General features: G+C 59.1%; 17 protein-coding genes and 1 tRNA gene. 10 read left to right on the top strand and 8 right to left on the bottom strand.

Translation table 11 applies throughout. From position 1 onward, the window contains the following. Positions 1 to 26 precede the first annotated feature (26 nt). Positions 27 to 893, bottom strand: a complete 867-nt coding sequence (locus tag SynNOUM97013_RS06720) for an inositol monophosphatase family protein (RefSeq protein ID WP_186479054.1) — start codon at positions 891 to 893, stop codon at positions 27 to 29. Further along, on the bottom strand, positions 893 to 1,261 hold the full coding sequence (locus SynNOUM97013_RS06715; protein WP_186479053.1) for a 2Fe-2S iron-sulfur cluster-binding protein: 369 nt from the start codon (positions 1,259 to 1,261) through the stop codon (positions 893 to 895). The genes SynNOUM97013_RS06720 and SynNOUM97013_RS06715 overlap by 1 nt, the downstream gene beginning before the upstream one ends. A gap of 54 nt (positions 1,262 to 1,315) precedes the next feature. Between SynNOUM97013_RS06715 and SynNOUM97013_RS06710 the strand changes: the two genes are divergently transcribed. Beyond that, positions 1,316 to 1,402, top strand: a tRNA-Ser gene (locus SynNOUM97013_RS06710). A gap of 81 nt (positions 1,403 to 1,483) precedes the next feature. Here SynNOUM97013_RS06710 and pstB read toward each other — a convergent pair. The 3 genes from pstB to pstC are packed head-to-tail and all read right to left on the bottom strand — an operon-like array spanning position 1,484 to position 4,216. Continuing rightward, complete coding sequence (gene pstB, locus SynNOUM97013_RS06705) at positions 1,484 to 2,299, bottom strand: phosphate ABC transporter ATP-binding protein PstB (RefSeq protein WP_186479052.1); 816 nt, start codon at positions 2,297 to 2,299, stop codon at positions 1,484 to 1,486. Positions 2,300 to 2,354: 55 nt separating this feature from the next. After that, positions 2,355 to 3,266, bottom strand: coding sequence for a phosphate ABC transporter permease PstA (pstA, locus tag SynNOUM97013_RS06700; RefSeq protein ID WP_186479051.1), 912 nt, complete (start codon positions 3,264 to 3,266; stop codon positions 2,355 to 2,357). 2 nt (positions 3,267 to 3,268) lie between these two features. Further along, the gene (pstC, locus tag SynNOUM97013_RS06695) at positions 3,269 to 4,216 is read right to left on the bottom strand and encodes a phosphate ABC transporter permease subunit PstC (protein WP_186479050.1); all 948 of its coding nucleotides are present in this window, start codon (positions 4,214 to 4,216) and stop codon (positions 3,269 to 3,271) included. Between the two features lie 148 nt (positions 4,217 to 4,364). On the opposite strand from pstC, the gene dnaK reads away from it, so the two are divergent. Genes dnaK through murQ form a run of 4 tightly spaced genes read left to right on the top strand, consistent with a single transcriptional unit; the run spans position 4,365 to position 8,681 of the window. Further along, on the top strand, positions 4,365 to 6,359 hold the full coding sequence (dnaK, locus tag SynNOUM97013_RS06690; protein WP_186479049.1) for a molecular chaperone DnaK: 1,995 nt from the start codon (positions 4,365 to 4,367) through the stop codon (positions 6,357 to 6,359). After that, positions 6,343 to 7,257, top strand: coding sequence for a DnaJ C-terminal domain-containing protein (locus SynNOUM97013_RS06685; protein ID WP_186479048.1), 915 nt, complete (start codon positions 6,343 to 6,345; stop codon positions 7,255 to 7,257). Before dnaK ends, SynNOUM97013_RS06685 begins: the two co-directional genes overlap by 17 nt. A gap of 42 nt (positions 7,258 to 7,299) precedes the next feature. Then, a complete protein-coding gene (locus SynNOUM97013_RS06680; protein ID WP_186481312.1) occupies positions 7,300 to 7,731 on the top strand; it encodes a DUF3110 domain-containing protein in 432 nt (143 codons plus the stop codon). 2 nt (positions 7,732 to 7,733) lie between these two features. Next, the gene (gene murQ, locus SynNOUM97013_RS06675) at positions 7,734 to 8,681 is read left to right on the top strand and encodes an N-acetylmuramic acid 6-phosphate etherase (protein WP_186481311.1); all 948 of its coding nucleotides are present in this window, start codon (positions 7,734 to 7,736) and stop codon (positions 8,679 to 8,681) included. Here murQ and mtnP read toward each other — a convergent pair. Next, entirely contained in the window at positions 8,669 to 9,565 is an 897-nt protein-coding gene (mtnP, locus tag SynNOUM97013_RS06670) for an S-methyl-5'-thioadenosine phosphorylase (protein ID WP_186481310.1), read from the bottom strand. The two genes, murQ and mtnP, sit on opposite strands and share 13 nt — an antisense overlap. A 94-nt stretch (positions 9,566 to 9,659) precedes the next feature. On the opposite strand from mtnP, the gene SynNOUM97013_RS06665 reads away from it, so the two are divergent. After that, positions 9,660 to 10,088: a peptidylprolyl isomerase gene (locus tag SynNOUM97013_RS06665; protein ID WP_370586471.1), complete on the top strand. Its 429-nt coding sequence runs from the start codon at positions 9,660 to 9,662 to the stop codon at positions 10,086 to 10,088. Here the strand turns inward: SynNOUM97013_RS06665 and ribBA are convergent. Beyond that, positions 10,076 to 11,698 carry a bifunctional 3,4-dihydroxy-2-butanone-4-phosphate synthase/GTP cyclohydrolase II gene (ribBA, locus tag SynNOUM97013_RS06660; RefSeq protein ID WP_255443045.1) on the bottom strand — a complete coding sequence of 541 codons (1,623 nt, stop codon included), beginning with the start codon at positions 11,696 to 11,698 and terminating at the stop codon, positions 10,076 to 10,078. The genes SynNOUM97013_RS06665 and ribBA overlap by 13 nt on opposite strands. 100 nt (positions 11,699 to 11,798) lie before the next feature. Between ribBA and argC the strand changes: the two genes are divergently transcribed. Continuing rightward, positions 11,799 to 12,863, top strand: coding sequence for an N-acetyl-gamma-glutamyl-phosphate reductase (gene argC / locus SynNOUM97013_RS06655; RefSeq protein ID WP_186481307.1), 1,065 nt, complete (start codon positions 11,799 to 11,801; stop codon positions 12,861 to 12,863). Here the strand turns inward: argC and purN are convergent. Then, positions 12,854 to 13,540 carry a phosphoribosylglycinamide formyltransferase gene (gene purN, locus SynNOUM97013_RS06650; protein WP_186481306.1) on the bottom strand — a complete coding sequence of 229 codons (687 nt, stop codon included), beginning with the start codon at positions 13,538 to 13,540 and terminating at the stop codon, positions 12,854 to 12,856. The two genes, argC and purN, sit on opposite strands and share 10 nt — an antisense overlap. Positions 13,541 to 13,550: 10 nt before the next feature. Here purN and SynNOUM97013_RS06645 point away from each other — a divergent pair, with 10 nt between their 5' ends. From SynNOUM97013_RS06645 to SynNOUM97013_RS06635, 3 genes are read left to right on the top strand one after another with little or no spacing between them, the layout of a single operon-like run. Then, on the top strand, positions 13,551 to 13,892 hold the full coding sequence (locus tag SynNOUM97013_RS06645) for a DUF1257 domain-containing protein (protein WP_186481305.1): 342 nt from the start codon (positions 13,551 to 13,553) through the stop codon (positions 13,890 to 13,892). Beyond that, complete coding sequence (locus tag SynNOUM97013_RS06640) at positions 13,892 to 15,589, top strand: M61 family metallopeptidase (RefSeq protein ID WP_186481304.1); 1,698 nt, start codon at positions 13,892 to 13,894, stop codon at positions 15,587 to 15,589. Before SynNOUM97013_RS06645 ends, SynNOUM97013_RS06640 begins: the two co-directional genes overlap by 1 nt. Continuing rightward, the gene (locus SynNOUM97013_RS06635; protein ID WP_186481303.1) at positions 15,571 to 16,488 is read left to right on the top strand and encodes a peptidoglycan recognition family protein; all 918 of its coding nucleotides are present in this window, start codon (positions 15,571 to 15,573) and stop codon (positions 16,486 to 16,488) included. Before SynNOUM97013_RS06640 ends, SynNOUM97013_RS06635 begins: the two co-directional genes overlap by 19 nt. Positions 16,489 to 16,505 lie beyond the last annotated feature (17 nt).

The raw sequence follows: 16,505 nt of genomic DNA, 5'->3' as shown, positions 1-16,505 counted from the left end.
CCGATCAGGATCCCACGGCCAGGGGTTCAGCTGGCGTAGAGATGCTCCGGTAAGGGGTGGGTGGTGTCGAGCTCCGCCTGAAGGTGGTCATGCAGCGCCGGTCCGGTGGCCAGGATGCGGCCTGTGCTCACGGAGTACGACGCCGCCTTGTAGTCACTGACGCGGCCCCCTGCCATGACGACCAGAGCAGCACCCGCGGTCAGGTCCCATGGCGATAGTCCCCGCTCCCAGTAACCGTCGAGACGCCCGGCAGCCACGTAGGCCAGGTCCACTGCCGCAGCTCCACCTCTGCGTACGCCGTGGGTGCGGTGGGTCAGCCGACAGAACTCTGCGTAATTGTTGTCTTCAAGTTCTCGACGGTCATAGGCGAACCCGGTCACCAGAAGGCTGTCCTCTAGCGCATTGCAGTCGGTGACAGCAATGCGCTGGTCATGCAGATAAGCGCCGACGCCTGGGCAGCACCAAAACAGCTCCTTGAGGAAGGGGACCGCGATGGCACCGAGGATGGGCTGACCCTGCCAAAGCAGCCCAACAGAGGTGGCAAAGAAGGGATAGCCGTGAGCGAAGTTGGTGGTGCCATCCAAGGGGTCCACACACCAGCAGAGACAGGAAGTGTCACCGCTGGAGCCTGATTCCTCGGCCAGAACGGGAATGTTGGAGGTGGCTGCCTTCAGTGATTCGAGCACGGCTTCTTCTGCGGCTAGATCCGCGCTGGTGACCAGGTCTCCCGCTCGGGCCTTCTGTTGGATGCTGTCCAGACGTCCGTAGTGCTGCATCAACACCGTGCCCCCCAGGTCCGCTGCCGTGCGCGCCACCTGGCTGAGCTCTTCCAGCCGTGAGGGGCTGAGTCCCGCCTCGCTGGCCACAGCTGAACAATCGAGTGGAGCGTGCATCATTCCTCGTCTAGCGGGAGACCTGAAGTCACCTGACCACGACCGAAGTGACGTCCGAACTGAAGTTCATAGACCTCATCTTCATCCTGTGTTTCCGCCACCAGAGGACCGATGGCTCGGGCAACGCACAACAGTCCGTAACCCTGGGCACGCAATTCTCTCGAGAGCCCCATCGCCTCGCGTTGATCCAGTTCCCCCTCCTGGACGCGCACAGCACAGCTGGTGCAACAGCCGTTCCGGCAGGAAAAGGGCAGGGGATCGCCCTGCTGTTCAAAGCTCTGCAGGATGTAATCCCCTTCAGGCACCTCATGGGAGATCACCCGACCCTCCTGGCGCCAGTGAATGGTGACCCGATGACTCGGCCTCATGCAGTGCTTGTGAAACGCCCTGCTACATTCTCACCCGTGCCCCACGATGCCCCTGGAGAGGTGGCCGAGTGGTCGAAGGCGCAGCACTGGAAATGCTGTATAGGGGCAACTCTATCGAGGGTTCGAATCCCTCCCTCTCCGTTCCATACCGGCCTTCAGGCCGGTTTTTTATTGCCCAATCGCGATTGGTTTTCTGGTTGATTCCAGAGGAACAACTAACAATTAACCGAAGCGGCCTGAAACGTAATCCTGTGTGGTCTGTTGTGTTGGCGCGTTGAAAATCGTATCTGTTTTGTTGAACTCAACCAGATATCCGACTTTTCCTGAACCCCCTTCAACCGCCTCAGCATTGAAAAATGCCGTCATGTCGCTGACACGAACGGCCTGCTGCATGTTATGGGTGACGATCACAATGGTGAAACTTTTTTTCAACTCGTGCATTGTTTCCTCGATTTTCAAGGTGGAGATCGGATCCAGTGCTGAACAGGGTTCATCCATCAGGATGACCTCCGGTTGAATGGCGATGGTCCGAGCAATGCAGAGACGCTGTTGTTGACCGCCCGACAGGGAATAGCCGCTTTCGTTGAGCTTGTCCTTGCATTCGTCCCAGACAGCTGCCTGTCGAAGCGAGCGCTCAACGAGTTCATCCATGTCTCCGCTGTATCCATTGATCCGAGCGCCGAATGCAATGTTTTCGTAAATGCTTTTCGGGAAGGGATTAGGCTGTTGAAACACCATGCCGATACGACGTCTCACCTCAACAGGATCAACATTTGGTGCATACAGATCAACACCATCGAACAGCACACGACCTTTGAGCGAGCAGTTCTCGATCAAGTCATTCATGCGATTCAAGGCTCTCAACACGGTTGATTTGCCGCAACCAGAAGGACCGATAAAGGCTGTGACCTGTCCTCGAGGGATGTCGCAGTAAACATTTTTCACCGCTTCATAGTTGCCATAGCTGATGGTGGCGTTCTGAATCGAGATGCAGGTGTCTGCAGAAACTTCAGAAGGAGGCGCGCTGGTGAACGTCATGGCGGCAAAGGAAACGGGTGAAGTCGACGGAAATGATCAGGACTCTTCGGGGGGGTTAACGCGTGGCGAGCCGTCCCAGCCAGCGCGCGAACAGGTTGATGACCAAAATGAACATCAGAAGCACGAAAGACGCAGCCCAGGCGAGCTCGATCTGCGGTTCATAGGGAAGCGTCGCGAAGTTGTAAATGAGCACCGACAGGGTTGCAATCGGATTGAACACCGCATCCACACCCCCCGGCCAGAAGGGAGAGAACAACGCTGTGAAGATGAGCGGAGCCGTCTCTCCAGCCGCCCTGGCGATGGACAACACCACCCCTGTGGCTATCGGCGTGAAGGCTGATGGCAGTGTGATCCGGATGATCGTGACGAATTTGGAGGCTCCAACCCCCAGTGCTGCCCGCCGAAGATCGTTTGGAACCAGCTTCAACCCCTCGTCAGTGGTCTTGATCACGGTGGGGAGCATCAGCACAGAAAGTGCGATCCCACCCGCGAGCGCGCTATATGAATTCCCGAAAAAGATTCGCGTTGCAACGATTGTGGAGTAAACAAAAACGCCCGCGATGATCGAAGGAACACCCGACATCACATTGGTGCCGAAGCGGATGAACTGAGCGAATGTTCCACCCCTGGAATATTCAGCGACGTAGATCCCTCCTCCGACGCCCACTGGGATGGCGATCAACGCAGCGATCACCGTCACGAGGATGCTGCCGAGAATGGCGTTGCCGATTCCACCACCTGAGAGCCCCGGAGCAGGCGGCAACTCTGTGAACAAGCTCGGGCTGAGCATGCTGCCGCCTTTGATCAGCACATAGGCCAAAACGGCCACCAAAGGCAGCACGGCGATGGCAGAAAACAACGCTGCGAGGACGCTCAACAAGCGACTGATCAGATTGCGTCTTAATCCATGCCGGTAGGACAAATCCGGCATGCCATTGATCGACGCTGATGATGTGGGATAGGCCATGGTCAGTACTTCAGGCTCAGTCGTTTCACCAGCCACTGGGCCAGAACATTCACCGCCAACGTGAGCAGCATCAGCACAAAAGCGGCATACATCAGCGATGACACTTGACTTCCATCCGCCTCACCGAACTGGTTGGCGAGCATGGCCGAAATCGTATTTCCCGGTGCGAGTAGTGACCAACTGAATGTGTTGGAGTTGCCAATGATCATGGTGACGGCGAGCGTTTCCCCCATGGCACGCCCCAAAGCCAGCATCACGCCTCCCACGATGCCTGAGATCGCAGCTGGCAACATCACATTCATGATGGCTCCCCACCGGGTCGTTCCCACTCCATAAGCCGCCTGTCTCAGTTTCATTGGAACCTGATTGAGAGCATCCCGCGAGATGGCTGTGATGATCGGCAGGATCATCACAACAAGAATCAGCACCGCAGGAGCGATACCGGGGCCCTGTGGCGTCGTCGAGAAAAAGGGCAGCCACCCCAGAACGGCATGCAGAAATTCCAGGCCTGGGCGAATGAACGGCTCCATCACGAAAATCGCCCAGAGCCCCAACACCACGGAAGGGATCGCTGCCAGAAGTTCCACCATCAGCCCGATCACCGAGCGGATCCGGCGCGGAATGATGTTCTCTGTGATGAAAATCGCCGTTCCTACACCAAGGGGAACAGCGATCAACAGCGACAGCAATGAGGTGATCAGTGTTCCGTAGATGGCGGTGAAGGCGCCGTACTCGTCCTTCACCGGGTTCCAGTTGGAGGTCACCAGAAATTTCCAGCCGTAACGGCCCATCGAATCGAGGGCACCCGAGAACACCACGTAGAGGATGAACAACAACACAACGGCCACAACGGTCGCCAGCAGTGCCGATGTGAGCTTGAAACCACCGTCGATCGCTTTCTCAACTGTTGGACGGCGCCGCAACAGATACAGGTCTTCTGGGCTTGCCATGCCAAACGGCCGTTCCTTTGAACGTACCGGCAGGTCAGTCAATCCATCACTAAGAGAGCTTTAAAAGCCCTTTTCTTGGTCCGTCATCGCCGCTGGGACTGGGAGAGACGGGTTTGGGCCGTTACCGTGGGATTCCCCACAGGCGTTTATGGGCCGGATCGTCGGAATCGACCTGGGTACCACCAATTCCGTCGTGGCTGTGTTGGAGGCCGGGCGGCCAGTGGTGATTGCCAATGCCGAGGGCACGCGGACCACGCCTTCTGTGCTGGGCTACACCAAAGACAACGATCTTCTGGTGGGACAGCCAGCGCGACGCCAGCTTGTTCTCAACCCCAGAAATACTTTTTCCAACCTCAAGCGTTTTGTGGGTCGCGCTTGGGATGAGCTCGATGACGGTTCGCTCACGGTGCCGTACACGGTGCGTGCCAACAGTCAGGGGAACGTTCGAGTCGCTTGCCCGCAGACCGAACGGGAGTATGCCCCGGAAGAATTGATCGCCAGCATCCTGCGCAAACTGGTGGATGACGCCTCCACATACCTGGGAGAAGAGGTGGAATCCGCGGTGATCACCGTGCCGGCTTACTTCAATGACGCACAGCGTCAAGCCACCCGGGATGCCGGTCGCCTCGCTGGCATCAACGTCGAGCGGATTCTCAATGAACCCACTGCTGCGGCACTGGCCTATGGCTTTGACCGCAGTGCGGTACGCCGTGCGCTGGTTTTTGATCTCGGTGGTGGCACCTTCGATGTGTCGTTGCTTCGCATTGCAAACGGAGTGTTCGACGTCAAAGCCACCAATGGAGATACACAACTCGGCGGCAATGATTTCGACCAACGCATTGTTGATTGGCTGGCGGAAGCGTTCCTGAAAGAACACGCCATTGATCTGCGGCGGGATCGACAGGCACTCCAGCGCCTGACCGAAGCAGCGGAGAAAGCTAAGCAAGAACTTTCTGGTGTCACCACCACGCCGGTGTCGCTTCCTTTCATCGCCACCGGTGCTGATGGTCCCCTTCACATTGAAACAACCCTCGATCGCGAGACTTTCGAAGGGCTTTGCCCGGATCTTCTCGATCGGTTGCTCGTTCCTGTTCAGTCAGCCCTGCGTGATTCCGGCTGGACGGCGGAAGACATTGATGATGTGGTGCTGGTGGGTGGCAGCACCCGGATGCCGATGGTGCAGCAACTGGTGCGCACCCTGATTCCGAATGATCCTTGCCAATCGGTCAATCCCGATGAGGTGGTGGCTGTCGGTGCTGCCGTTCAGGCCGGAATCATCACCGGTGAATTGAGGGACCTGTTGCTGAATGACGTCACTCCGCTGTCCCTTGGACTTGAAACGATCGGTGGGCTGATGAAGGTGTTGATTCCACGCAATACCCAGATTCCGGTGCGTCAGTCCGACGTGTTCAGCACCTCGGAGCCCAATCAATCGTCGGTTGAAATCCACGTCTGGCAAGGGGAGCGCCAGATGGCTGCGGACAACAAATCCCTAGGACGTTTCCGCCTTTCAGGCATCCCTCCTGCACCGCGCGGTGTTCCCCAGATTCAGGTGGCCTTCGACATCGATGCCAACGGAATCCTTCAGGTCAGCGCCACGGATCGCACCACCGGTCGCAAACAGTCGGTGACCATTCAGGGTGGATCAACCCTGAGTGAAGATGAAATTCAGGGGCTGCTGGCGGAAGCCGAGGCGCGGGCTGATGAGGATCGGCGCAAGCGGGCCTCCATCGAACGGCGCAATTCGGCAATGACGCTGGTGGCACAGGCTGAGCGCAGGCTGCGTGATGCCGCGCTTGAGCTTGGCCCATATGGCGCTGAACGCCAGCAACGTGCCGTTGAGATGTGCGTGCGTGATGTCCAGGATCTTCTGGCTCAGGATGATCTGCAGGAACTGGAGCTGGCCGTCAGTGGCCTCCAGGAAGCCCTGTTCGGTCTCAACCGGCGTCTCACCGCTGAACGCCAGGTTGAAGCTGGACCGTTGCAAGGACTGAAGAGCACACTCGGCACCTTGAAAGATGAGCTTTTCGCAGAAGACGATTGGGAGGATGACCCCTGGGCATCACCGCAATCGCGTTACGACCAGCCCGTGAGAAGCAGTCGCCGCGGCATGGACCCCTGGGACGATGACAACTTCCGCTGAACCGGATTACTGGTCTCTGCTGGGGTTGGATCCCGATGCTGATCCAGAAGCCCTCAAGCGCGCCTTCCGGCGCGAAGCACGCCGCTGGCATCCAGATCTGAATGGCAACGACAGCCACGCGGAGGAACGATTCAAGCTCGTCAACGAGGCTTACGCCGTTCTCAGCAATCCTGATCGACGCAAGGAGTGGCAGTCAGGACGTCAGGGTTCTGCAGTCTCCGCTGATCCCTTCAGTTCCGGTTTTCCCGCTTTTGAGGAGTATCTAGCGGTGGTGCTGGGCCTGGAACAGGATCCGATCCGAAGGTCTCCGTTCGTCGGGGATGAACCAGCACCCGAAGCTGCGTCCGAATCTCACTGGCCTGAGGCCGCACCACCCCCACCACCACCGGTGCGCACAGAGGATGATCTGGAAACGGTGGTTGCACTCTCCCCCGATCAAGCGCTTCATGGCACCACAGTTGAGCTTGAACTTGGCGATGGCACCCTTGTTGAAGTGGGCACACCTGCTCGGGCCGGTGATGGCTGGCGGTTGAGGCTCGAAGGGGTCGCCCCTGGTGGCAAGGATCATTTCCTCCACCTGCGGGTGATCACAGACGACGGTCTGCGCATCGATGGTCTGCGCGTGCACTACCGCCTTGAACTGCTTCCTCCCGATGCTGCCCTCGGTTGTGCTGTGGATGTGCCGACCCTGAGCGGCCCGGTCACACTGCAGGTGCCACCGGGATCATCGAGTGGACGGTTGCTGCGCCTGCGCGGGCGTGGCCTCCAGCTCGACAATGACCGTGGTGATCAGCTGGTGGAAATTGTGATTGTGATTCCAGCAGAGTTGGCCGACGATGAGCGCGCCCTCTATCAACGCCTTCAGGAGCTCAGTCTTGAACGGGCCGGCGGTTACTGAACGCTTCGGGCGGTGACAGACTGACCCTGGCGATTGATCAGCATGTTGGTTCACGTGCTCCTGTATGACGCAGGACAGGACAGCGAGGGCATCCACTCCCTGGAACTTGCCGGGCAGACCGTGGTGCTGATGTTTGAAAACCGCGATGACGCTGAGCGTTATGCGGGCCTCCTCGAAGCCCAGGATTTCCCCACTCCTTCTGTGGAGGAGCTTGATCGCGAAGAAATTGAACTGTTCTGCCGTGAGGCGGGGTATGAAGCGCGATTTGTAGCCCGAGACTTCCGACCCAAAAGTGCCGACGATCGTCTGTTGCTGGCGCCCCCTCGCGCCAATCAGGATGTTTCCAACTGGCAAGACCAGGAGATGACGCAGCCGTCCAGCGAAAGCGCTAGCGACACTGACATGGATCACAACGCCGACGAGTCCATCGCGGATCTCGATGCCGTGCGTCGTCGTCTCGAAGGACTGCTCTGACCATGGCAGATCTGGTGGCACCCTCCGATGACCGCGGTCATCTCCTGACGGAACAGGTCAATCCCGCGAGCCAAACGCTTGATCAGCTGCCGACATCGGATCTGGTGGATCTGTTCATCGAGGAGGACCGGCGTCCTCAGCAGGCGGTCTATGGAGCCCGCGTGGCCCTTTCACAGGCTGTGGATGGCATCGCCAAGCGCCTTCGAGATGGCGGGCGCCTGTTTTATCTCGGAGCCGGGACGTCAGGTCGTCTTGGTGTGCTGGATGCCGCCGAATGTCCACCCACCTTCTGTAGTCCCCCGGAGCTGGTGCAAGGCGTGCTTGCCGGCGGCGCACCGGCTCTGTTGCGAAGTTCCGAGGGATTGGAAGATCTGGAGGAGGCTGCCGTCACTGACCTCAAGGCTCGTCAATTCAATCAACGTGATTGCCTCGTCGGGATTGCGGCCGGTGGAACAACGCCCTACGTGCGTGGTGGCCTGGCCTGGGCTCAGCAGTTGGGAGCTCTGGCCATCGCCATGGCCTGCGTTCCGACTGATCAAGCACCACTGCCATGCAGCATCGACATCCGATTGCTGACCGGTCCGGAACTGCTCACCGGTTCAACCCGTCTCAAGGCGGGTACCGCCACCAAAATGGCCCTCAACATCTTGTCCACCGGGGTGATGGTGCGACTGGGCAAGGTCTATGGAAACCGCATGGTGGATGTGGCTGCCAGTAACAGCAAGCTTGTGGATCGTTCGATGCGCATCCTGCAGGATCTGCTGGGCTTGGAACGTGAGTCAGCCCTCGCACTCCTCGACCAGGCTGGAGGGTCGGTCAAGCGTGCCCTGCTGATGGGCAGCTGTTCACTTCAGGCTGTTGAAGCCGATGCCGTTCTGGAAACCCACGGGGCCGATCTGCGGGCGGCGCTCATGAGTCAGGGGCTTTCTCTGCCTGTTCAGGCTTCGTAGGCACCCCAGTAGGGACTGGTGAACAGATCCAGTTTCTGACGTGTCTTTGGCGGAACGGCTTCCTTCGGAGTCATCAGGGCATCAGCGAGCGCACGATGGGCGCTTGAAACGGGCCGTCCAGATCTGAACTTCTCCATCAACCCCTCCAGGATGGGGCCCGTCGCAGCGGCGTTGGCCTTCAGATTGCCGATCACCATCTCCACCGTGACCGCGTCGTGATCGTTGTGCCAGCAATCGAAATCGGTGACCATGCTCAGAGAGGCATAGGCGATTTCCGCTTCCCTGGCCAGGCGAGCTTCGCTGTGATTGGTCATGCCAATTACGTCGCACCCCCACTGCCGGTAGAGCTCGCTTTCGGCACGCGTCGAGAAGGCAGGACCTTCCATGCATAGATAAGTGCCGCCTCGGTGCAGATGGTGACCAGTAGGCATCGCCGCTGAAGCCGACGCTGCCAGCCATTCACTCAAGGTGCCGCAGAACGGATCTGCCAGGCTCACGTGGGCCACACAGCCCTCACCGAAGAACGTGATGGGACGCTGCGTGGTGCGATCGATGAATTGATCGGGCACCACCATGTCGCGGGGACGCAGATGTTCCTGCAGGGAGCCAACAGCTGATATGGAAATCAACCAGCGCACCCCCAGTGAACGCATGGCCCAGATGTTGGCGCGGTAAGGCACCTCTGTGGGAAGCAGGTGGTGCTGGCGACCATGTCGCGCCAGGAAAACCACCTCCACTCCATTGAGTCGGCCGATGCGGAATGCATCCGAGGGTGTCCCGAAGGGAGTCTCCAGGCTGACTTCCTCGATCGAGTCCAGGTTGTCGATGGCGTAGAGCCCGCTCCCTCCGATCACGCCGATACGGGCCGTGTCCAGATCAGGCATGGGTGGTGTCTTGCTCATGGATGCTGCGAAGACCGCCGCTGATGGCACTTGCCTAGCATGGTGTTTTGGAATTGACGTCTTGACGACCGTTCTCATGTCCACGGACGCCGGCGACATCACCTTGGAGATGTTCGATCAGGACGCTCCCAACACCGTGGCCAACTTCGTCAAGCTGGCAAAAGACGGGTTCTATGACGGGCTGGCCTTTCATCGCGTGATCGACGGTTTCATGGCTCAGGGCGGTTGCCCCAACAGTCGCGAAGGATCCCGTGGCATGCCTGGAACCGGTGGCCCCGGTTACACGATCGACTGTGAAATCAACAGCAAGAAGCACGTCCCCGGTGCGCTGTCGATGGCACACGCTGGCAAGAACACCGGAGGCAGCCAGTTCTTCATCGTGCATGAAGCCCAACCCCATCTCGATGGCGTGCACACCGTGTTCGGCCTGACCGGAAACATGGATGTGGTGCTGGCCCTCAAGAACGGTTCCCGCATCAACAAGGTCACCGTTCAGGACCAGTGAATCAAGGCGGGCTGGTTTCCTGAGGGGAACCAGCCCCAGTCTTGTTCACTGCTTGCAAGCGATGAAAGTTGGCGTTCTTCGCGTTCCAGCGTTTGTGGTGGATGAGCGATCTGATCAGGGTTCACCGCATGGAGCAGCCCTAGGCGTGAGGTGTCGGTCCAACCGGCGATAGTCGCCAGCAAAGTTTTGATTGCCGCTGCTTCCGGTTCAGCCCCCTGCAGGGACCAGACGAATCGGGGGCGTTCCCAGAGCGCCAGCAAGCGTGGCGCTTGTTCCGCCTGCAGCTGTAGTCCGTGCTTCTGACTCAGCTTTTCAACCCGATGCAACAGCTCCGATAGATCTCCATCGTCTGTGGAAGCGCTATCAAGACAGAGCACCCAATGGGAATGCTGGTGGGACGCATCCATCAGATGCCCCAGCTTGTCCCGTTTGGTCGCGAGATAATCAGCGTTGAAGTCACCGAGGGCCGGCTTCATTGGCACCCGATTCACCACTTCAAGGCCATAGCCCCCTAGACCAGCGATTTTCCTTGGGTTGTTGGTCAGCAGATTCAAGCGGTGAATGCCGAGATCGCTGAGGATCTGTGCACCAACGCCGTAGTTGCGTAGATCCGGGGCAAAGCCGAGCTTTTCATTGGCTTCAACAGTGTCTAGGCCTCCCTCCTGCAGGCTGTAGGCCTTGAACTTGTTAATCAGGCCGATTCCGCGGCCTTCCTGACGCAGATACACCACGACTCCTTCCCCTTCCGTTTCGATGCACTTGAGGGCGCTGTGCAATTGCGCACGGCAATCGCATCGCAGCGAGCCGAAAGCATCGCCGGTCAGGCATTCCGAGTGCATGCGCACCAACACCGGTTCGCGCAGATTGCTGGGGTCGCCTTTGACCAGCGCCACATGCTCGCTGCCATCGAGCTGGTTGGAGTAACCGATGGCTTGAAAGGAGCCGAATTCAGTGGGGAGGGAGCATTGGGCGGAACGCACCACAAAGCGTTCGTTCTCCAGCCGGTAGCGAATCAGGTCTTCAATGCTGATCAGCTTCAGCCCTTTCTCTCTGGCGTAAACCTGCAGTTCTGGAAGCCTGGCCATGGAACCGTCAGGGTTCTGGATCTCGCAGATCACACCCGAGGGGTAAAGACCCGACATCTGGGCAAGATCAACGGCGGCTTCGGTGTGACCTGCGCGCTTGAGCACACCACCAGGACGGGCCCGCAGCGGAAAAATATGCCCTGGACGGCGCAGATCGGCAGGTTTGGCGCCGGGTTGAATCGCAACCTGGATTGTGCGCGATCGGTCATCGGCCGAGATCCCCGTTGAGACGCCATGCTCTGGACCGGCATCAATGCTCACCGTGAACGCGGTCTGATTGGCATCGGTGTTGCGATCCACCATCAAGGGAAGATCCAGCGCGTCCAGCCGTGATCCCTCCATGGCCAGGCAGATCAGCCCCCTGGCTTCGGTGGCCATGAAATTGATCTGTTCTGGTGTGGCGAATTGAGCCGCACAGATCAGATCCCCTTCATTCTCTCGGCGTTCATCGTCGACAACCACCACACACTCGCCGTTGCGGATGGCTGCCAAGGCGTCTGGAATGGAATTGAAGAGCGGCGACATCCCCTCGGATTGAGCAACGGATTCAGACAGCGGTCTCGACGTCTTGCAAGCTTTCACCATTATCGACGTCGGTACGATTAGGTGATGTGCCGTCGCGGGAATGGGGAATCAACGGGTCGCAGTGGTGGGTGCCTCCGGGTACGGAGGACTGCAGACGCTTCGCCTGTTGAACGTGCACTCGAGCTTCGAGGTCACCTTTCTCGGGGGTGAGCGTTCAGCGGGACGGGCCTGGAGTGAACTCTGTCCGTTCCTACCCCTACAACAGGATCTTGTCGTTGAGAGCCCTGATCCGGATCGCATCGCTGATCAGGCCGATTTCGCAGTGTTGAGCCTCCCCAATGGGCTGGCAAGTGGCCTCGTTCCCCCTTTGCTGGAGCGTGGTGTGCGGGTGGTGGATCTGTCGGCGGACTATCGCTACCGCAGCCTTGAGCAATGGGCGTCGGTGTATGTGCACGAAGCCAGAACGCACAAACGCGTCGATGCTGATCTCTGCCAGGAGGCGGTGTATGGACTCGCTGAATGGCACGGTGATGCCATCGCTAAGGCCAGGCTGGTTGCGGCACCAGGCTGTTTCCCCACCACAAGCCTCCTGCCGCTGCTCCCGTTTCTCAAGCAGGGCTTGATCGAAACCGAGGGTTTGATCATTGACGCCAAAACGGGCACTTCCGGTGGAGGACGTGCTGCAAAGGAAAACCTCCTGCTGGCTGAAGCCTCGGAATCCATCGCTCCTTACGGCGTGGTGGGGCATCGCCACACCTCAGAAATCGAGCAGCTGGCCAGCGCGGTCGCGGGTTGTCCGATTCAGCTGCAGTTCACGCCGCACCTCGTTCCCATGGTGCGGGGGCTGTTGTCCACGGTGTATGCACGCCTGCGCGATCCAGGCCTGACCGCTGAAGACTGCACCACGGTGCTGGAGACGGTGTACCGCAACCATCCATGTGTGCGTGTGCTGCCGGTGGGGACCTATCCGGCCACGAAATGGGCCAAGCACACCAACCAAGCACTGATGTCGGTTCAAGTGGATGGACGCACAGGACAGCTGGTGCTGATGAGTGCGGTGGACAACCTCATGAAGGGTCAAGCCGGTCAAGGAGTGCAGTGCCTCAACTTGATGGCAGGTCTGCCGATTGCTGAAGGGTTGCCCCTCGAACCGTTTTATCCCTGATCGTCGGCGGCGGCCCGCCAGCGTTGTCCGGCCAGAGCCGTTGCCCAGGGAAGCAGTCGGTGCTCCTCCCGTTGGATGCGAGCAGCCAGGGAATCGCGATCATCTCCAGGCAGGACCGGGACCGCTGCCTGAGCCAGGATCGGTCCGGCATCCACATCCTTGAGCACTTCATGGACGCTGCACCCGGCAATGCGCACACCTGCCTGCAGGGATTGACCGACCGCATCCATGCCTTTGAACGCTGGCAGTAGGGATGGGTGAATGTTGATCAGTTTTCCCGGAAAGGCCTCGATGAGCACAGGGGTGACAATCCGCATCCAGCCCGCCATCACCACAGCTTCCACACCCGCATCTTGGAAAGTGCGAACCAGTTCGTGATCCAGAGCTTCACGGCTGTCGAACTGTCGATGATCACGGAGCTCGCAGGCAATGCCGAGGCGTTCTGCTCTCGCTTTGGCACCACATCCCGGACGATTGACCACCAAAAGACGCAGCTCGGCATCCAGATCGCCTGCATGGATCGATTCCTGCAGAGCCTCAAAGTTTGTGCCTGATCCAGACGCCATCACACCGAGGCACAAGGGGCGCTGAAATTTCGGCCATGGCCCGATGGTGGGAAACGTGAGCGTGGGATAGCGCTCGCCATTGATCTGGCTAGTGTCGGTGGGCGCGGGCATTCCGAGTTTCATGTCCCATCTCTCCATCCTGCCCACACTGGTGACGGATCTCGATTTGCTCGAGATCGCCCTGCATGCAGAGGGCTTCCGTGTGCAGTGCGGAGGCATTGTTTCGTCATTCGACCGTCATCAGGCTGTCGACTTGGCCGCTTATCACCCATCCGGCTTGCAACTGGGTTGGAGACGCACTGGCGACCAGGATCAGTTGGATCTCATTGCTGATCTCTCAGCACCGGCAGGGTCCGGTCGCACCGAATCAGCGCTTCGTCGTGTTCTCAGGCGCTACGCCCTCAACACGGCCCTCCGCGAAGCTGGTCAGTTCGACGCCGAAACGGTCACCGGCGCTGTCTGATGCACGAGGTGCATGTCGTCCTCGATCTCGGATCGCCCGCTTCGCAGACGCTCTGGGTCGAGATGCGCTGGCTGCCTGAACAGCCTGTTCAGAGTTGGACTTTGCCGGTCTGGACTCCAGGCTCCTACACGGTTCGGGATCCATCGCAGCACCTGCACAGCCTCAGTCTTGAACAAGCAGGCCAAGCCCTTACACCCTCCCGGCGCTCGCCCTCCAGTTGGCAAGTGGATTGTGAGTGCAATCAAGAACTCACCCTGCGTTATGCCCTGGAGGCGCGACAACTCACCGTCCGCACCAACCTGCTCGACCCGTCTTTTGCCTCCCTCTGCCTCTCCGCCGTCGTGATGCTGGTGGAGGGCCAACGTTGGTCGCAACATCTGCTGAAGGTGTCGGCACCGTCCCACTGGTCTGTGGCGTGTCCACTGCCGAATCATGACGATGAATACATCGCCGAAGATTTTGATCATTTGGTCGATGCCCCAGTGCATGCCGGCGTCATGGACACCCGTTCCCTGACGGTGCGAAGGCAAGCCCATGAGCTGGTGCTGATCGGTGCACCACCCTGCGGCTGGTCGAACGATCTGCCGGGTCAGATTGAATTGATCTGTGAAGCCGTCTGCGATCTCATGCAGTCGGACCCACCCTCACGAGCGCCCTATCAGTTGGTGCTGCAACTTCTGGATCAGGGGTACGGGGGACTCGAGCACGACAACGCATCCGTGATGCAATTTCCCTGGACCCGTTTGCAGGAGCCGGGTGGGATGCGAAGCCTTCTGCAGTTAATCGGCCACGAGTATTTGCATCAGTGGAATGTGCGCCGGCTCAGGCCGAGGGATTACGTCCCCTATCGCTACGACAAGCCGGTTGTCAGTGAGGGCCTGTGGTTCGCCGAAGGGGTTACCAGTTACTTCGACCTGTTTCTGCCCTTGCTCTCGGGTTACTCCAGTCGTCTCGACTTGCTGGAGGACCTGGCGGCCGATCTCTCTCATGTGCTGCTGAACCCGGGAACGCAGCTTCAGTCATTGGCCGACAGTTCCCGAGAAGCATGGGTTCGCCTCTACAAACAGACCCCCGCCAACGCGCGCAGTCAGGTCAGCTACTACAGACTGGGCACTGCACTCGCGTTCTGCCTGGATGTGGGCCTGCGTCAGGCGGGAGGATCATTGGCAGCCACCCTGCGGCTGCTTTGGGAACGGTTGGGTCGCCACGGACGCGGTTATGGCCGTCAGGACCTGATGGCTGCCATTGCCGACACCAGTTCAGCCTTAGCGGAGCAATTGCCGGGATGGCTTGATGGCCGTGGTGTGCTGCCCATCGAAGCGTCGCTTGCATCACTGGGGCTGATGCTTGATCCAGTGATGGAGACCCAGGCCAGCGCCGGTTGGACCCTGCGTGAAGTGGACGGCAGCGTCTGGATTGATCGCACCGTGGCGGGCGGAGCTGCTGAACGCGCTGGTTTGGTGCCTGGCGATGAAATCGTGGCTCTGCGCGACTGGCGTTGCCGCACACTCAAGCGAACACAACACCTGCTGGATGGTCCTGAGCAATGTCAGGTGACTTACAGCCGTCGTGGCCTGATCGGCCACACGCAGCTATCCCTTGAGAAGCCCGGCGTTGATCGTCACCGACTGACCTGGGACCCTGGCGCTGTCAGGAAGGCTCGCTTGCTCCGCGATCAATGGTTTCAGGTCGTCTGAACCGTCTGTTATCGAAGGCTTCCAGCTTGACCCGTCGCTCTCGTACGGGGCCGCTGTTGGTAGGCACGTCCACACTCGCTGTGGTGCTGGCTCTCGTCGGCTTCACTCTGGAAAAAACCAACGAACCGATCGCGCGTCAGCCATCGCTGTTGGATTTGTTGGAAGAAGTGGGCCGAGATCGACCACGATCCACAACTTTGCAGGGTGATGCTCCCCAACCACCTGAAGCGACAGCTTGGGTTTCACCTTTAAAGCGGCAGTGTTCCAACATTGATGTGTCGTTGCAGCAGAGATTGCAAACCCAACGCAGCCAGCTGGCTCAATTGCGGCGGTCTGTTCCTGCGGATGACAGCAACTTCGGAGACCGATGGCGCAGCAATCCCTGGGGAGAGAAGTTGAATCCAGTTCCCAGGGTTGTTGTTTTGCACGAAACTGTTTACTCCCTGAATTCAGCGTTGAACACCTTCCTGACCCCTCATCCGCGTGATGAAGATCAGGTGAGTTATCACACACTTGTTGGCCTTGATGGCTCAATCGTGGATGTGGTTGATCCACTCAAGCGGGCCTATGGCGCTGGTTATTCGGCTTTTCACGGTGAATGGGCTGTAACCAATGCGGAGTTTCAGGGATCCGTGAATAATTTCGCGCTGCACCTCAGCCTCGAGACACCTGGAGATGGCCAGAACAGCGCGGGACGCCACAGTGGCTATACACCTCGTCAGTACGACGCCCTGGCTCTGGTGCTTGATGACTGGCTCGAGCGCTTTCAGTTTCCAGCTTCTGCAATTACCACCCACCGGCATGTCGACCTCGGCGGTGAACGGGGCGATCCGCGCAGCTTTTCCTGGGAGGAGCTCCAGGTGCGGCTTGCTGCACTTGGACGCCTCTGCGATGCCTAGACCGAACTTGGTTCTCT

The organism is Synechococcus sp. NOUM97013, from assembly GCF_014279815.1.
Classification (GTDB): Bacteria; Cyanobacteriota; Cyanobacteriia; order PCC-6307; family Cyanobiaceae; genus Synechococcus_C.
Note: the sequence above shows the minus strand (reverse complement) of the source record. Positions and strands in the feature narration are given on the sequence as shown.

Excerpts from the sequence above, each read along its gene's own strand:
- SynNOUM97013_RS06715 (WP_186479053.1), bottom strand. The coding sequence starts at position 1,261 with ATGAGGCCGAGTCATCGGGTCACCATTCACTGGCGCCAGGAGGGTCGG.
- purN (WP_186481306.1), bottom strand. The coding sequence starts at position 13,540 with ATGCCCGCGCCCACCGACACTAGCCAGATCAATGGCGAGCGCTATCCC.
- SynNOUM97013_RS06685 (WP_186479048.1), top strand. The coding sequence starts at position 6,343 with ATGACAACTTCCGCTGAACCGGATTACTGGTCTCTGCTGGGGTTGGAT.
- murQ (WP_186481311.1), top strand. The coding sequence starts at position 7,734 with ATGGCAGATCTGGTGGCACCCTCCGATGACCGCGGTCATCTCCTGACG.
- SynNOUM97013_RS06640 (WP_186481304.1), top strand. The coding sequence starts at position 13,892 with ATGCACGAGGTGCATGTCGTCCTCGATCTCGGATCGCCCGCTTCGCAG.
- pstA (WP_186479051.1), bottom strand. The coding sequence starts at position 3,266 with ATGGCCTATCCCACATCATCAGCGTCGATCAATGGCATGCCGGATTTG.
- pstC (WP_186479050.1), bottom strand. The coding sequence starts at position 4,216 with ATGGCAAGCCCAGAAGACCTGTATCTGTTGCGGCGCCGTCCAACAGTT.
- SynNOUM97013_RS06635 (WP_186481303.1), top strand. The coding sequence starts at position 15,571 with ATGGTTTCAGGTCGTCTGAACCGTCTGTTATCGAAGGCTTCCAGCTTG.
- ribBA (WP_255443045.1), bottom strand. The coding sequence starts at position 11,698 with ATGTCGCCGCTCTTCAATTCCATTCCAGACGCCTTGGCAGCCATCCGC.
- SynNOUM97013_RS06680 (WP_186481312.1), top strand. The coding sequence starts at position 7,300 with ATGTTGGTTCACGTGCTCCTGTATGACGCAGGACAGGACAGCGAGGGC.
- SynNOUM97013_RS06665 (WP_370586471.1), top strand. The coding sequence starts at position 9,660 with ATGTCCACGGACGCCGGCGACATCACCTTGGAGATGTTCGATCAGGAC.
- mtnP (WP_186481310.1), bottom strand. The coding sequence starts at position 9,565 with ATGCCTGATCTGGACACGGCCCGTATCGGCGTGATCGGAGGGAGCGGG.
- argC (WP_186481307.1), top strand. The coding sequence starts at position 11,799 with ATGGGGAATCAACGGGTCGCAGTGGTGGGTGCCTCCGGGTACGGAGGA.
- SynNOUM97013_RS06720 (WP_186479054.1), bottom strand. The coding sequence starts at position 893 with ATGCACGCTCCACTCGATTGTTCAGCTGTGGCCAGCGAGGCGGGACTC.
- pstB (WP_186479052.1), bottom strand. The coding sequence starts at position 2,299 with ATGACGTTCACCAGCGCGCCTCCTTCTGAAGTTTCTGCAGACACCTGC.
- dnaK (WP_186479049.1), top strand. The coding sequence starts at position 4,365 with ATGGGCCGGATCGTCGGAATCGACCTGGGTACCACCAATTCCGTCGTG.
- SynNOUM97013_RS06645 (WP_186481305.1), top strand. The coding sequence starts at position 13,551 with ATGTCCCATCTCTCCATCCTGCCCACACTGGTGACGGATCTCGATTTG.